Source organism: Bdellovibrio sp. HM001, from assembly GCF_055397275.1.
Map to the genome: position 1 here is coordinate 2,898,856 of NZ_AP029174.1, position 13,811 is coordinate 2,912,666.

The following is a 13,811-nucleotide window of genomic DNA, read 5'->3' on the forward strand; positions in this document are numbered from 1 at the left end:
GAGAGAGGAACCACTCCGGGCAGCTAGTAAGAAATTACTTCATCGGCTTCGTGTGAACCGCGAATTTTTCGAATTCGCCGTACTCATGAAGCTTGTTATAAAGCGTCTTGATCGTGATACCCAGGTTGTTGGCAGCCTGAGTTTTGTTGCCACCGAAGTGAGCCAACGCCTTCAGGATGTAACGCTTCTCAAGCTCATGCAAAGTCATGGCTGGATCATAAGCAATCACGTCTTTTTCAGCTTCGCCGTTACGGATATTCTCTGGAATATCATTGAGCATGATCATGTGACCGTCAGACAAGATCTGAAGTCTTTCACACACGTTCTGAAGTTCACGGATGTTACCCGGCCACTCGTAGCGAACCAAAGCTTTCATCGCCTCTTCATTGACAGTACGACCGCGGTTCAGGTACGCGTGCTGGGAATTGTTCAGGAAGTGATTCACCAAAGCCGGGATGTCTTCCTTACGACGACGCAGAGGCGGAGCGCTCACCACGATCGTGTTAATACGATAGAACAAGTCCTCACGGAAGTTGCCACGAGTCACTTCCTGATCCAGTTCGCGGTTGGTCGCACAGATCAAACGGATGTCCACTTTGATCGGGTCTTTACCACCCACGCGGAATACTTCACCTTCTTGAATGAAGCGAAGAAGCTTCGACTGGATAGCGGGATCAAGCTCACCGATTTCATCCAGGAACAAAGTCCCGCCGTTAGCCGCTTCAGCCAAACCGATCTTGCGGTTGTAAGCACCAGTGAAAGAACCTTTTTCGTGACCGAACAACTCGGACTCAAGCAATGTTTCGCGAAGGGCGCCGCAGTTGATTGCAACAAACGGTTTGTTCTTGCGACCGGAACGATCGTGAATCGCGCGAGCGATCAACTCTTTACCAGTACCGGATTCACCCAAAACCAGGATGTTAGCTTGGGAAGGAGCTACACGGTCGATCATCTTCATCAAGCTGCCCATCACTTCGGACTGATAGACGATGGTCTTGTTTTCAACCACTTTGGAAGTTTGATTTGTGTTCCACATAACTTGGTTTGCATTCTGAGAAGAGGGCAAAACAGTCGTTGAGTTGTTTTCGTTCATAGCTCCACCTTTCGGTTTACGTACTTTTTTAAACTTGGGTGGGCGTCTCATTTTGAATATCTCAACTTGATACGCCGCGACAACGCATTGAGTTATAACTTTGGTCGTGTAGTATTTGCAATAAAAATAATGCATGACGTTAACTTTTTTTTAGGGTGCGAGCCCTAACATAGGGACTTTCAGGGCTATGGCGAAGGCATTTAGGCTTTCTGAAAATATAGATAAATACCTGAAATACATGACTTTTATTAAGTCTGCCTCCCCCCTGACGATCAAGCACTACAGCCTGGATCTGAAGCAGGCCTTTAATTATGAAGATCCCTCAATTAAGGCTCAATCTATTTCGGAGTCCGAATTACTATCCACTGCACGGGCCGCTTTCAACCAGTGGGCACACCTGTCCCTGGCCTCTCGCAATCGCAAGGCCGCCACTCTGAAGAGCTTCTTTTCCTGGGCCTTTGAAGAAAGCCTGACCGAGAAAGATCTGTCCGTGCAGATCACCTGCCCTAAAGTCCCGAAGAAACTGCCGCACTTTGTGAGTGTGGATGAAGCTCTGGCTGTCTTGAAAAGCTTTGATGCCGATGACAAAGTCCCTCTGCGAGAAAAGGTTCTGTTCCTGCTGTTGTACGGAGGCGGCTTGCGCGTCAGTGAAGCCTGCAACCTGAAGTGGAGCGAAGTGCATCTTTCGCAGAAGATTTTGCGAGTCACCGGAAAAGGTTCCAAGGAGCGAGTGGTGGCCCTCCCCGCTCTGACTGTGGAAGTTTTGCTGAAGTGGAAAAAAGAAAGTTCCTTTAACGAGTATGTCCTGGGTGAAAAGCCCCTGAATTCCAGAACCGCCTATGAGATGGTTCGGCAAAGTGGCGTGCGCGCCGGACTTCTCAAACCCCTGCATCCCCATGCTCTTCGTCATAGCTTTGCCACTCATCTGCTAAGCAGTGGAGCCAACCTAAGAACCCTGCAAGAGCTGCTGGGCCACGAAAGCCTGCAAGCCACCGAGAAATACACTCACTTGGGAATTGATCAACTGGCCCGCACGATGGAAAAGCTGCATCCATTGGGTAAAGGCAAATAAACTTAAAGCATGGCGTGTTCGATGTAGTGTCGAACCATTTGCTCCACATTATGGAGTTCTTCATCCACAATCTGACGATAAGACACGAGTTGATTGGAGTCCGCGAGATTAGTCTTCAGGAATGGCGCCATCCACGGTTCTGCATCCACCACCCCCTGCTGTAAAAGGAATTTCAAATAGAAATGCATCTTCACCACCAGAGGGTCCTGAGCCGTCTCCAAAGCCCGCAAAGTGTGCCCCAGAAGATTGAACAGGAATTCGGAGTTTTTATCGCCCTCCTGGCTGACCTTGCTGACACACTCTAGGATATGCAGTGCCAGCTCCAGACGATCATAGTCCGTTCGCAATCCAACAAAATCATTCACCAAAGTGGCTTCTTGCAGCACATGCATTTTGCCTTCTTCGGAAGCCTGCTTGTAAGTAAAGCTGACAAAATGAGTGGGTTCCAGAACACCGCCGCCAAAGCGCTTTTTGCTTTTTAAGGCGCCACGAGCGATAAAAGACAGCTTTTCCCCCTGCACGGAAATCGCATGCAAAATCAAATCGGATTCACCGTATTTCACTTTTTTCAGGATGATAAAACGATTTTGCGCCTGGGTCACACAGTCCAACTTTGCTGGGATTTGATATCTTCATACGAAGATATCACGATCTTGGCAAAGTCTTTTGTATTCAAAAGTTCAGGGCCGACAATCAACATCCCTCGCAGCGTTTCCAGACTGGGAGCAGGCTCCCACCAGTGATGGAACATTTTGACCACCGACCAGTGACACATGTTGGTGGTTGCCAACTGCCGCCACCCCTCTTTTAAATCCATTCCAAGCTGCTGAAAAATCCTCTGCGCCAGAGCTTCCGCACTGACATCCTTAAAGACCATCACGGCCCGGTCTGAAAGACGGGACTGCCCGGCTTTAAAGTAGGGTTCCGCCACAACTGAAAGATCCTTTTCTATCTGCTCCATCAAAAGCGTGTTCTGCATTCGTCCCGCTTTGGACTTTTCAAGGACAGATACAAAATCCACCCCACCCCAGCTCATATTGTGCGCCATCATCGAAGGCGAGCGGAATCTTTCTCCCACCAGGGCCACGGCGGCGTGAGGCTCAAATGAACACAGACGAACAGAGTACGGTCGAATTTCCGATGACGTGTAAAAATGCTGGGCATGCGAAACGCGGAAGGAAAAAATTCTTTTCTCATTCAAAAGGCGATCCAGCTCATCTGCAAAAGGATAGAGTTCTCCCGTGACCGGATGGTCTTCACTGAAAAGGACGAAGCAAGTGTCCTTCTTCAGGCCTTCCACCCACTCTCTCACATCAGTGATTTGCGTATGAGACCGTGTATGAACCTCGTAAGTTTCTTTGTAATAGTAACCGAGCAGCCCTTCAAAGGCCGAGGTCTGCCCCAGAATCACACCGATCGCCTTTTTATGAGACATAAACTGTGCCGTGCTTTGAGAGATCTCGTAGACGGCCTGGAACAGGCCATTATAAACACGGGCGCGAACTCGCGGCGCCAGCCCCAAATAGGATTTAACTTGATCGTTCAACTCTTCCCAGGATTCAGGGCGCACAACATCGATGAGCATACTGTCTATCAAGATATCAGATTGCCTCATAAAAGAGAGTGCGACGAAGGTCTTATTTTAAGACGGTATTTTGAGAATGCGAACCGGGGACATTACACTGAAGTCGTTTGTCAGGAGTTCGTTTATGCGTATGCCATTGTATCTTGTGTTCGTTCTACTCATTGTTTCACCAACGGCTTTTGCCCGGGATCTTTTTGAAGCCCGTGTTTCCTACGGTATACTTAACGCCAATCCCAGTATGGATTCACTCTGCCCCAGTTGCGCCACCTCTGCACCCAGTGTCACCCCTGCTTATGGTTTAGGAGCCGACGGTATCTTGACTCTGCCACTTCCTTTCGTTCCAGGCCTTGGCCTGCGCTATGAAAACATGGAGCTCTCCACAACCAAATCAGGACAGGATCACAAAGCCAATTTCAGTCGAACAGCTTTACTGCTTAATTGGAGGCCCATTGATAATTTGATCTTCGCTGGTCCTGTTTTGACTTACGGTCTTTCCCATTCAACAGATTATAAAGTCACGGAATTTGGCGTACAGAAAGCCAGCTTTTCTGCTGGCTCCGCCAAGTCTTATTCCGTCGGTTTAGAGGCAGGAGTTAAACTCATTGGCTTTTCTGTTGGAGCTGAGCTGGGCTATCAGGATTTCCGCTGGGATGACGCGACAGACTCAACTGGTAACGCACCCAAACAAGACATCAATATGAGTGGGACTTACGGTAAATTTATCCTTGGCTTTTCTATTTAATTATTGAAATCTTGGCACCTCTGTTACACTAAGAAGTGAGAGGTGCCCTATGACTAAAAAACAAATTGAATGGCCAGTGGCCCTATTCTTGGTGCTCAATCCACTGATCACTCTGATCCTGGCCCCGATTTATTTCTATTTCTACGGATTTCAATGGGGCATCCTGCTTTTTGCTTTGATTTTTGCTGCTGCAACAAACCTGGCAATCACGGCTGGATATCACCGCCTGTTTTCCCATAAAAGCTATGATGCCCACCCATTTGTTAAAGCCATGTTCCTGCTGGTCGGTGCTTCAGCCTTCCAAGGTTCTGCTTTGAAATGGTCTTCAGATCACCGCCGTCACCACACCCACATCGACAGCGAAAAAGATCCTTATAGCATCGAAAAAGGTTTCTGGTACGCACACATGGGCTGGATGTTCTATAAAGAATCCGTCGACCAGAAGATTCACGCTCCGGATCTTGAAAAAGACTGGATGGTTAAATTCCAAAACGACTACTACGTTCCCGTAGCTATCATCACAGGCTTCTTGGTTCCGACCCTGATTGGCTGGATGATGGGCTCATGGCTGGGCGGCTTGGTGATCGGTGGCGGCCTTCGCATTGCCCTGACTCAACAGAGCACTTTCTTCATCAATTCCCTGTGCCACACTTTGGGAAAACAGACTTATTCCAAAGAAATCTCAGCACGTGACTCCTGGTTTGTTGCATTGCTGACCCACGGTGAAGGCTATCATAACTTCCACCACAAGTTCCAAATCGACTATCGCAATGGCATCAAATGGTACCACTGGGATCCAACTAAATGGGTGATCCGCAGCTTAAGCCTGATGGGACTTGCCACCAAACTTCGCCAGATTTCCAACGTCGAAATTCTTAAAGCCCGCTTGCAAGCAGAGGCGGCAGAGCTGACCAAGCATGGTTTTGCTGAAGAAAAGCTGGCGCAGATGAAGGAAAAGATCCTGGAAGCGCAGAACAGAATGAAAAAACTGCGTGAAGACTACGAGCAATTCAAACTGGATGCCGCCCGCAAACGCGAAGAGCTTAAAGAAGCCTACGACTATAAACTGGTCGAACTTCGCCGGGACATGGAAATTGCCAAGTTGGAATTCCAGATGGGAATGAAACAATGGCGAGTCTACGTCAGATCCGTCTAAGACTTGACTCAAACACAAACCCACAACTTAATTAGTTGTGGGTTTTTTGTTTTTGGAGGTTCTATGAAATTCATTCTGACTCTGATTTTCAGTCTGTCTTTGTCGGTTCCAGCAGCCACACAAGCCGGTGAATTTGCCACTCAATTCAAAACCAAATATCTGCCCAAGAAGCTGGCTGCGGTTGAGCCGGGCAAAACCTCAAAAAAAGAAATTCTGAAGTCTTTCGGAAAGCCACTAAAAGTTGAAAACAACGGAAGCCTGCTGTTCTTTAAAACGGGTGATATCCCCTACGACACGACTGTGGAAATCAAGAACGATCAAGTGCAATCGTTCTATTTCCGTCTTCCAGAAGGGAAAGTGTCACTGAAAGACATCCAAGCCCAATTGCCTGCATCCATCATCAAAGAAGAATCCGAAGCAGGACACGGAGAAGGCACTGAAACACAGATTGAACACGACGGCGTCCGCCTGGTGATCAAGAACACCAAAGCCTCCCCCATTAAGTCTTTCTATCAAAGCGTTTCACCTTGATCCTCCCAAAATGAAAAAGCCGCAAACACTTTGTGCCTGCGGCTTTAAATTGACCAAAAATCTTAACTATTCACACTTTTTGGATTTGTTATAGAAGAACCAATGGAATTTTGAACGATCGGCACTAGGGGCACCATCCACCGTGCGGTTCTGATCCAGATACTCGCGATGCACTTTACAGTCCTGGACACGATAAGCCTCATTCATCGCCAGCATGTCCTGGAAGGATGGCAGATAGCCTTTCTTTTTATAGAATTCAGCTTCTTGCTTATAGATATTCTCTTCCAGCACCTTCGCAACTGCTTCGAACTGCACATTGGTTTTGATGCTGTCTACAGGCATATACTTCGGCAATGTGTCCTTTGCCACTCCAAACTGGCGAACCATCTTGGCGAAGTAAGCCTTTACACTGTGCTGAGGAGCCCAGTGGAATGTGTAGTCCTTCTCAATCATCCAGCCATACAAACTTTGCAAAACCGCATCCTGCATGCGCACCTGACGAAGTAATGGCATAAAGCGGTATTCGGCAACGAAATCAAAGCGTGGATCCACTTCGATGTCATAAGGCGCAAACAAAGAAGTCTTCGTCACACCCAAGCTACGTGGATAGTCCGTGTTCTTAAACTTGGAAACCGTGCTGCGGAACTTAGGGACAATAAACTGCCCCGCTGATGCCTTGTCATAGGCCATACGAACAACTTCAGAACAGAAGATCGAAGAATAGTCGTCATCGTTCATGGCGAAGTCATAGTGAATGCCCTTTTTCTTGTCCAAAGCGGCTTTGGCGTGATCGTACATAAAACGAGCCGCCTTTTTCGCCATCGCCTGATCTGGAGAACGGAACAAGGCCACACGGGAATCTTCAGCCTGACGCCATTTTTCCAACGGTGTGACAATCACTCCGTACTGAATCAGTGATTCCACGACATATTTCTTCCCAGCCTTATCTTCACCCACCAGAGCCAAATGAGAGAAGTTGCCTTCTTCATCCGCAATACGAGCAATCATGGCAGACACATAGGACTTACCACGAATCAGCATCACGTCGCCGGACTTCAATTCAAAGCCAGCGTACTTTGGATTGGTCCAGGTGCTGGGTTTTTCATTGATCATGATCGGGGTCTTTTTAAACGTGTAAACTTTGTTCGTGTACAACCAATCCAAAAGATATTCTTCCGAGAAGCGCGCATACTGGAAGCCTTCACGGATCTCATTAATACATTCCTTACTCAATTCATTGCGGGCATCAAAGGCCTGCAACTTTTCATGCAAAGACACACGGATCTGGAAGATGGTGTCCAATACCTCCTGGCCGAACTTCTTTAGATTTTCCTGTTCCGCAGAAGTTTTGGGAATGAAATGATCAGCCGGCAGATAGTACAGATAGTCTGTGACTTTATTAACAAAGCTGGCACAGGTTTGTGGGTTGAAAATCTGCGGATTGTTAATATCCGACAACACCTTTTGACTTCCTGTGATCAATTCATTCGTGCTGGCGGGATTGCGATAAGACTTAAATTCCGCAGACTTATTCGGCGTGCTGGAACAAGCCGTGAATAATCCAGTTGCCGTCGCAGCAGCCAACAAAACGAGCTTCTTCATAATGTATTCTCCTAAATGTGACCTTTTATTTTTCGGCATCCAGGGGACCACACATAACTGGACCTTTGAACAGGAAGTGTGCCTCCCGACCTTTGGCCCCCTGTATTTTCTCGCCCGTCTTTACGATAAGAGGCTGTCAAAAATTACGACAAGATTTACCAACTTTGAGGAGACAGCATGAGTGCCCAAGGCGCAATGAAACAGGAATTCTTCCAGATCGACGAAAACACCCGCAAAAAAGTCATCCGTCAGGATAGAAATGACGTCGAACCGGGAACTTGCTTCCTTTCGATTCCAGGTCGTCAACTGGAAGTCTTAAACATCAGCTCTTTTGGTTGTGCGGTTTTGGTTCCGGGCGCGGACTATCAGGATTTTCAGCAATGGTACAATCAGCATTCTCACATGGAAGCGGATGTCTTCTTTAAAAATATTCAAACACAGCATGTGGCTTTGCGTTGGGCTCGTTCCGAAAATCACAGTAAATCCGTAACCGGCGAAATGATCGTGGGTTTTGAGGTTCTGGGCGAACCTCTGAAGGTGGAGCGTATCAAAGCACTGGAAGCCTCTGCCGAAGTCATTGCGTCGCAAACAGAGTATGCCACCAATCTGGCGCAACTTCCTGCAGAGTTTAAAACCTTTGTATATGAAATGAAAGACTGGCTGGAAAAGCTGAAAAGCCGTATCGACAAGCTGGAAGCAGAATCTCCAGTGGACAACTGGAAGGAAGCTCAGGACTATCGCATGACAATTGCCGATGCGGTTTCCGACTATTTGGGCCATGTGCTGCCAATGAAGTATTCCCAGATCCCGACTTTCGTTCAAAACTTCACGCCGGATCAATTGAAATGGGCCACCCAGTTTGCCCGTGAACAAATCGGTCATCTAGTTTACGGAGCTCCCTTTGCCAACCGCGCTTATTACAAACCTCGCGGCTATGCCGGTGACTACGAAATGATGAATCACCTTTATCGCGATGAATTGGTCGGGAAAACGTTGTTTGACCAGTGTATGCACAAATACTTTATCGACGAACCCGCAGGGGCGGCGGTGAAAAACCGTGGTCAGTATTTGTTTGAAAAGATCACTCAGTTGTTCGACAAGACCTCCCCGACAACGCCTTTGAAGGTTCTGTCTGTGGCTAGCGGTCCTGCGATGGAACAGCAAATCTTCCTGCAAAATTCACCGGCACACTACGGCCGCCCGGTTGAATTCACTTGCTTGGATCAGGACGAAGAGTCTTTGAAACACGCACAAAGACAACTGCACTCGGTTGAGCGCTTTGTGAAGTCCGGATTCAAGTTCAAGTTCAACAACATGGCCATTCGCAATGTGATCGCCGCCGGATTGCCGGAAACGGACTACGACATGATCTACTCTGCCGGCCTGTTTGACTACTTTACAGAACCCGTCGCTCAAATGGCAGCGCAGAAGATGCTGGCCTCTGTAAAACCCGGTGGCCATGTCATTATCGGAAACTTCAGCAAAGACAACCCATGTGTACCATTTATGGAGCTGGTTTTGGACTGGCATCTGATCTATCGCTCTGAAGAGGACCTTCTGCGCATGTTCAAGGGCATGGGATCAAAAGTTTGGGTTGAGAAAGAGCCTCTGGGCGTGAACCTTTTTGTAGTGATTCAAAAGTAGGGATTCAAGGCCACTTTTATGCTGGGGAATGAAATTACCACCTCGCAACTTCGTGAGTTCGAGGTGATTGAAGAAATCAGATCTGTTCTAAAGGTTGTCGCCAATTGGATGGCAGTGCCTTTGTTTATGGCCTTCTGGGTCGCGGATCTGATTTATGTACCCCAGTTTAAATGGCACTTTCTGGCTTTGCGCCTGACCATCATTCCTTTGTGTTTCCTGGCAAACAGAGAACTGAAAAAAGAACGCACGGCCATCCGAACCCAATTTGTCGCTGCGTTGTATGCGACCTTGGTGGCTTTGCCTATTAATATCATGATCTACATGATCCCGGATGTCGGTACCGGCTACTATGCCGGTCTGAATCTGGTCGCACTTGGCGGCCTTTCATTCATTCCGTTTTCCACGGCCTTTTTTGTGGCAACGGCCGTGGGTATCTATCTGCCTTACTTTGTCATTGCCGCCCTTAAGATTCAGAACCTGACGGATCTTTGGCCGGTGGTGCTGAACTCGTTCTTTATTGTCGGCTCTATCGTCATTTGCTTCCTGATTCGCTTCTTCCACGAAAAGCTTCGTGTGCGCGAAATCAACAGCCGTCTGGCTTTGAAAGCAGAGATCGCCAATCGCGACAACCTGATTAAAAGTAAAACCGAAGAAGCTGTGCGCCTGAACACCCTGAGCACTCAATTCAGCCCGCAGGTGGTACAAGCTATTCGCGATGGCCGCGTTGATATTGAAAAGGGCGTCCGCAGGTCCCAGATCTGCGCTATCTTCGTGGACATTGTCGGCTCCACCGAACGAGTCGTGCGACTGGACCAGGCCAAAGTGGACATGGTGCTTGCGCGCTTCATGGACACTGTTGTCAGCATCTTCCTGAAGTACGATATCACTATCGACAAGTTCCAAGGTGACGGAATTCTGGCTTTCGCAAACGATCCCATCCGCTATGGAGACTTCATGCAAAGAACCTGTCTGGCGGCTTTGGAAGTGCGCCAAGCCTTGCGCCAGGACCGTGAGTTCTATCTTATGAACTGGAAGAAAGAGATGCAGATTCGCGTCGGGATTTCCGCCGGATATGCCAATGTTGGCTTCTATGGAAACAAAAAGTTCTTCCGTTCTTACACCGCCATCGGGGCTCCTCTGCCGTTTGCCTCCCGCCTGACAAATCTGGCCGAGCCCGAACAGATTCTGATTGATTCTGACATTGCGCAATCACTGATGGCTGAAGGTTTCCAAGTCCGCAATATCGGCGCCCGCACCATCAAAGGGTTTGAAGACGACACTCACTATGTCTTTGAACTGATTCAGGCTCCGGAAGCTCGTAAAGAACATGCTAACTCAGGCTGCCCTCACTGTCCGGATTCAGTTCTGTATCTGGATACAAATGTGCACGGACATTTCGTCATGAAGTGCCGCACCTGCAACTACGAGGCAGCCGAGGGCTCTCCCACCCTGCTTGCCAACTAAAAATCCCCCCAGGCCACTGTTGAGGCATTTGACAGGGCTATGACTCTTTGGGCTTCAGACACCTGCAGTCTCATTCTGAGACGATGAGACCTGCTGTAAGTATCTGATAATTGTGGAATCCTTTTTGGCAAAGCTCTTGCTTTAAGAAGTACCTGAGGAGGTGCTTCTATGAAAGTGACCACATCCCCTTTGTACAAGATGCTATTCCTAAGCCTTACCCTCAGTATTGGCTGGAACAACCCTGTGGATTCCTCCACAGACCTAGCTTCCAAGGACAAACAAGGTCTGTCTGCACCTTTCACAATTACGGTGCCTCCCATTTCCAAACTTGTATCTGATAAAGACAAGGACAAGGCTGAGGAAGAACCCACAGAACCTACTCCTATTATTGAGCACGCGCTGGATAAGATCGAAAGTGCCAAGGGCTTCCAAGGTCTTTTTGGCTGGAATGATAACACGGCCAATCGCAACTGCTCCTCTTGCGAAGATGAAATTCGCAATATGCGCTACATGCAATGCAATAAGCAAAATGACTATCTTGAGTCTGAAATGGCGACTGCCGTTTTAAGCAAAGGCTTATTGGGCGACATTATCCGTGCTCCGATTAAAACAAATTCCATCATCAAGCCTGTCTGTATTCAGATGGGTATGAATATGAAGTTCGGCGCCAGCAGCAAGACCTTCCGTGAATGTTCTGCAAACGGCACTGCCCGCCAGGCTTTCCGCCCCTGTATTTCTGAAAACTACTTCAAGATGATCAATAACAGCTTTGAAGCCGTCAGTTCCTGCATGAAGGAATTCCTGGCCCCTGGCGCCGGTGAAGAAACCCAGAACCTGGATGTTCGCGCCGTTTACGCTTTGATCAATGTTGAGTCCGGCTTCCACGTCAACGCCCGCAGCGGGACCGGGGCTGGTGGTATCGGTCAATTCACCGCGTCCGCTATCCAGGATGTGAACGCCAATGAGTTGAATGCTGTCAGAATCTCTTTGGAAGGCAACAAGAACCCTCTTTGCTCTCGACTGTCCCTGGAGCTGTTGGACACGATGACTCCAATGCGCGCTTCCAGCAACTATTCCTGTGATCGCATGTCGTTGAAAAGCGGCAACCCGATGAAGAACATGATCTACACCTACGCTTATCTAAAAGGTATCAAATCCGATATGGATATGATGATCTTCAATAACAAGAACTATAAAAATAAGTTCCGTCTGTCTGAGTACGATTTGAACAAAGTCAAACGTGCTTTGATGGTTTGGTCCCATAACACAGGCCCTGCAGGAACGTGGACTCCAGCAAAGGCTTTGCTCAACACTTTCTATCGCGGTAAGACCGTGACAAATGCGGATCAATTCATCCAGCAAATGCAACAGTATATGCAGAAGTTCCCGGCCAGTGCGAACAAGTCATCCGCTCGCCGTAAAGAGACTTCGCATTACTTCCCATCTATCACTAAAACTTTAAATTCAATCGAGCAATCTGTCGGAGGTGGCTCATGCGTAAACTAATTATGATCGTGACAATGATTTTAATGAGCAGTTCAGCGTGGGCTTTCCAGGATTTCGAAACCTATCAGGCCACTGACAAGCTGATTGAAAGAATGCAGGTTGAAACTAACATGCAAAGACGTCTGCGTATCATGGACGCTTACAAGAACTTCCTGTATCAGCGTTTGAATACAATTGAAATCCCCGACTTGACTGAAACTCCAGATAACGATCCTCGTCTGGAAGAGTATCGCAGTCTGACCGAGTTCGATAATTACGTGAATCTGATCCGTATGCGCCAAGTGGATGCCAAGACTTGCACCTCTACAAAAATGCATATCGAACGATCCACCAGCCGCGACGGTGGCGTGGTCCCTGAGGCCGTTGAAGCTCTGAAAATTCTTACAGCTCTTTGCAGCACATAACACAAAAGGCGGGTCCCCCCGCCTTTTTCATTTATAATGAAAACTCTTTCATCAGTTTGGCTGCGATCGGGTTGTCGATCTTGCGATCTGCTGCCATCAGCCAGATCTCTTCGTAGATCCCTTGTAAGGTGCCCAGCACCACCAGCTTCTTTTCTTTGATCAGATCCGCAGCCGCCAACTCGACAATAGGAATTAAACCAACCCCCTCCTGCCCGAGCAACTTTTGCAGACTGGTGTCCTGGGTTTCCGCGATACGATCCACACGAATGCCATTCACCGTGAAATAGTGCTCCAGATCCCGGCGCAACCGACTGTGAATCGTTGGGAAAATAAACGGTTGCCCCTCCAGCGAATGCGGGAATCCCCGACGCAGATGTTTGAACTCCGGTGAAGCACACACCACCACATCCAACTGAGCAATGGATTTGGCATAAACGGTTTGAAAATCCACGTTCGGCGGATAATTGGAAAGCAGAAGATCGATCTGATGAGCACTCAACTCACGCAAGAGATCTCCTCCGGCCCCTTCCAGAACAGACACTGCACAGTTTCCTTTTTTATACGCCTGCAAAACCACTTCCAAAATAATCTGCTTGGGCACGCTGTCGAGAGCCCCAATCTGTACATGCACACGATTGTTCTGCAAACGATCCTGCAGAACCTCCACCATCTCAGATCCCAAACGGAACACCTGATCGGCATACTCAAAGGCAATGCGACCGGCCTCTGTCAAAAACAGCCTTTGCTTGCGTCTTTCAAAAAGATTCTTCCCTAAGGACTCTTCCAGTTGTTTTAATTGGGTACTGAGAGTCGGCTGCCCCATGTTCAGCTTTTCTGCAGCCTTGGCAATGGTCCCTTCTTTGGCGATCACATAGAAGTAATGCAGGTGATGATAGTTCAGCCACTGCATTTGATCATTGATTTTAACGGGCATGCCAAACCTCATTGTTTTTAGCGATTAACTTAATAAAGATTATCTAATTTTTAAAACAACAGGAAGTCTTTATACTGC

Annotated in this window: 13 protein-coding genes; 8 read left to right on the plus strand and 5 right to left on the minus strand. The window is 48.1% G+C overall.

Annotated elements, in window-relative coordinates:
• Window positions 1-34: 34 nt before the first annotated feature.
• Complete coding sequence (locus ACZ5ZZ_RS13685; protein WP_464118240.1) at window positions 35-1,093, minus strand: sigma-54 interaction domain-containing protein; 1,059 nt, start codon at window positions 1,091-1,093, stop codon at window positions 35-37.
• 187 nt (window positions 1,094-1,280) lie between these two features.
• Here ACZ5ZZ_RS13685 and ACZ5ZZ_RS13690 point away from each other — a divergent pair, with 187 nt between their 5' ends.
• Window positions 1,281-2,165 carry a tyrosine-type recombinase/integrase gene (locus ACZ5ZZ_RS13690; protein ID WP_464139888.1) on the plus strand — a complete coding sequence of 295 codons (885 nt, stop codon included), beginning with the start codon at window positions 1,281-1,283 and terminating at the stop codon, window positions 2,163-2,165.
• 2 nt (window positions 2,166-2,167) lie between these two features.
• Here ACZ5ZZ_RS13690 and recO read toward each other — a convergent pair whose 3' ends face one another.
• Both recO and ACZ5ZZ_RS13700 read right to left on the minus strand, forming a co-directional pair.
• Entirely contained in the window at window positions 2,168-2,767 is a 600-nt protein-coding gene (gene recO / locus ACZ5ZZ_RS13695) for a DNA repair protein RecO (RefSeq protein ID WP_464131782.1), read from the minus strand.
• Window positions 2,764-3,750, minus strand: a complete 987-nt coding sequence (locus ACZ5ZZ_RS13700; RefSeq protein ID WP_464139890.1) for a hypothetical protein — start codon at window positions 3,748-3,750, stop codon at window positions 2,764-2,766. Before ACZ5ZZ_RS13700 ends, recO begins: the two co-directional genes overlap by 4 nt.
• 124 nt (window positions 3,751-3,874) lie before the next feature.
• Here ACZ5ZZ_RS13700 and ACZ5ZZ_RS13705 point away from each other — a divergent pair, with 124 nt between their 5' ends.
• The 3 genes from ACZ5ZZ_RS13705 (at window position 3,875) to ACZ5ZZ_RS13715 (ending at window position 6,179) form a co-directional block, all read left to right on the plus strand.
• Window positions 3,875-4,492 (plus strand): porin family protein, encoded by a 618-nt coding sequence (locus ACZ5ZZ_RS13705; RefSeq protein WP_464139892.1) that lies wholly within the window; start codon window positions 3,875-3,877, stop codon window positions 4,490-4,492.
• A gap of 49 nt (window positions 4,493-4,541) precedes the next feature.
• Entirely contained in the window at window positions 4,542-5,648 is a 1,107-nt protein-coding gene (locus ACZ5ZZ_RS13710) for a fatty acid desaturase (protein WP_464131788.1), read from the plus strand.
• Window positions 5,649-5,711: 63 nt separating this feature from the next.
• Window positions 5,712-6,179, plus strand: coding sequence for a hypothetical protein (locus ACZ5ZZ_RS13715; RefSeq protein ID WP_464131790.1), 468 nt, complete (start codon window positions 5,712-5,714; stop codon window positions 6,177-6,179).
• Between the two features lie 66 nt (window positions 6,180-6,245).
• Here the strand turns inward: ACZ5ZZ_RS13715 and ACZ5ZZ_RS13720 are convergent, their stop codons facing one another.
• Window positions 6,246-7,781, minus strand: a complete 1,536-nt coding sequence (locus ACZ5ZZ_RS13720; RefSeq protein ID WP_464139894.1) for a YiiX/YebB-like N1pC/P60 family cysteine hydrolase — start codon at window positions 7,779-7,781, stop codon at window positions 6,246-6,248.
• 177 nt (window positions 7,782-7,958) lie between these two features.
• Between ACZ5ZZ_RS13720 and ACZ5ZZ_RS13725 the strand changes: the two genes are divergently transcribed.
• The 4 genes from ACZ5ZZ_RS13725 to ACZ5ZZ_RS13740 all read left to right on the plus strand — a co-directional run bounded on the left by ACZ5ZZ_RS13725 (window position 7,959) and on the right by ACZ5ZZ_RS13740 (window position 12,799).
• Window positions 7,959-9,425, plus strand: a complete 1,467-nt coding sequence (locus ACZ5ZZ_RS13725; RefSeq protein ID WP_464131793.1) for a class I SAM-dependent methyltransferase — start codon at window positions 7,959-7,961, stop codon at window positions 9,423-9,425.
• Between the two features lie 18 nt (window positions 9,426-9,443).
• Entirely contained in the window at window positions 9,444-10,889 is a 1,446-nt protein-coding gene (locus ACZ5ZZ_RS13730) for an adenylate/guanylate cyclase domain-containing protein (protein ID WP_464131795.1), read from the plus strand.
• A gap of 168 nt (window positions 10,890-11,057) precedes the next feature.
• Complete coding sequence (locus ACZ5ZZ_RS13735) at window positions 11,058-12,395, plus strand: transglycosylase SLT domain-containing protein (RefSeq protein WP_464131797.1); 1,338 nt, start codon at window positions 11,058-11,060, stop codon at window positions 12,393-12,395.
• On the plus strand, window positions 12,383-12,799 hold the full coding sequence (locus tag ACZ5ZZ_RS13740; protein ID WP_464118253.1) for a hypothetical protein: 417 nt from the start codon (window positions 12,383-12,385) through the stop codon (window positions 12,797-12,799). The genes ACZ5ZZ_RS13735 and ACZ5ZZ_RS13740 overlap by 13 nt, the downstream gene beginning before the upstream one ends.
• 31 nt (window positions 12,800-12,830) lie before the next feature.
• Here ACZ5ZZ_RS13740 and ACZ5ZZ_RS13745 read toward each other — a convergent pair whose 3' ends face one another.
• The gene (locus ACZ5ZZ_RS13745) at window positions 12,831-13,733 is read right to left on the minus strand and encodes a LysR family transcriptional regulator (protein ID WP_464118254.1); all 903 of its coding nucleotides are present in this window, start codon (window positions 13,731-13,733) and stop codon (window positions 12,831-12,833) included.
• Window positions 13,734-13,811: the final 78 nt, after the last annotated feature.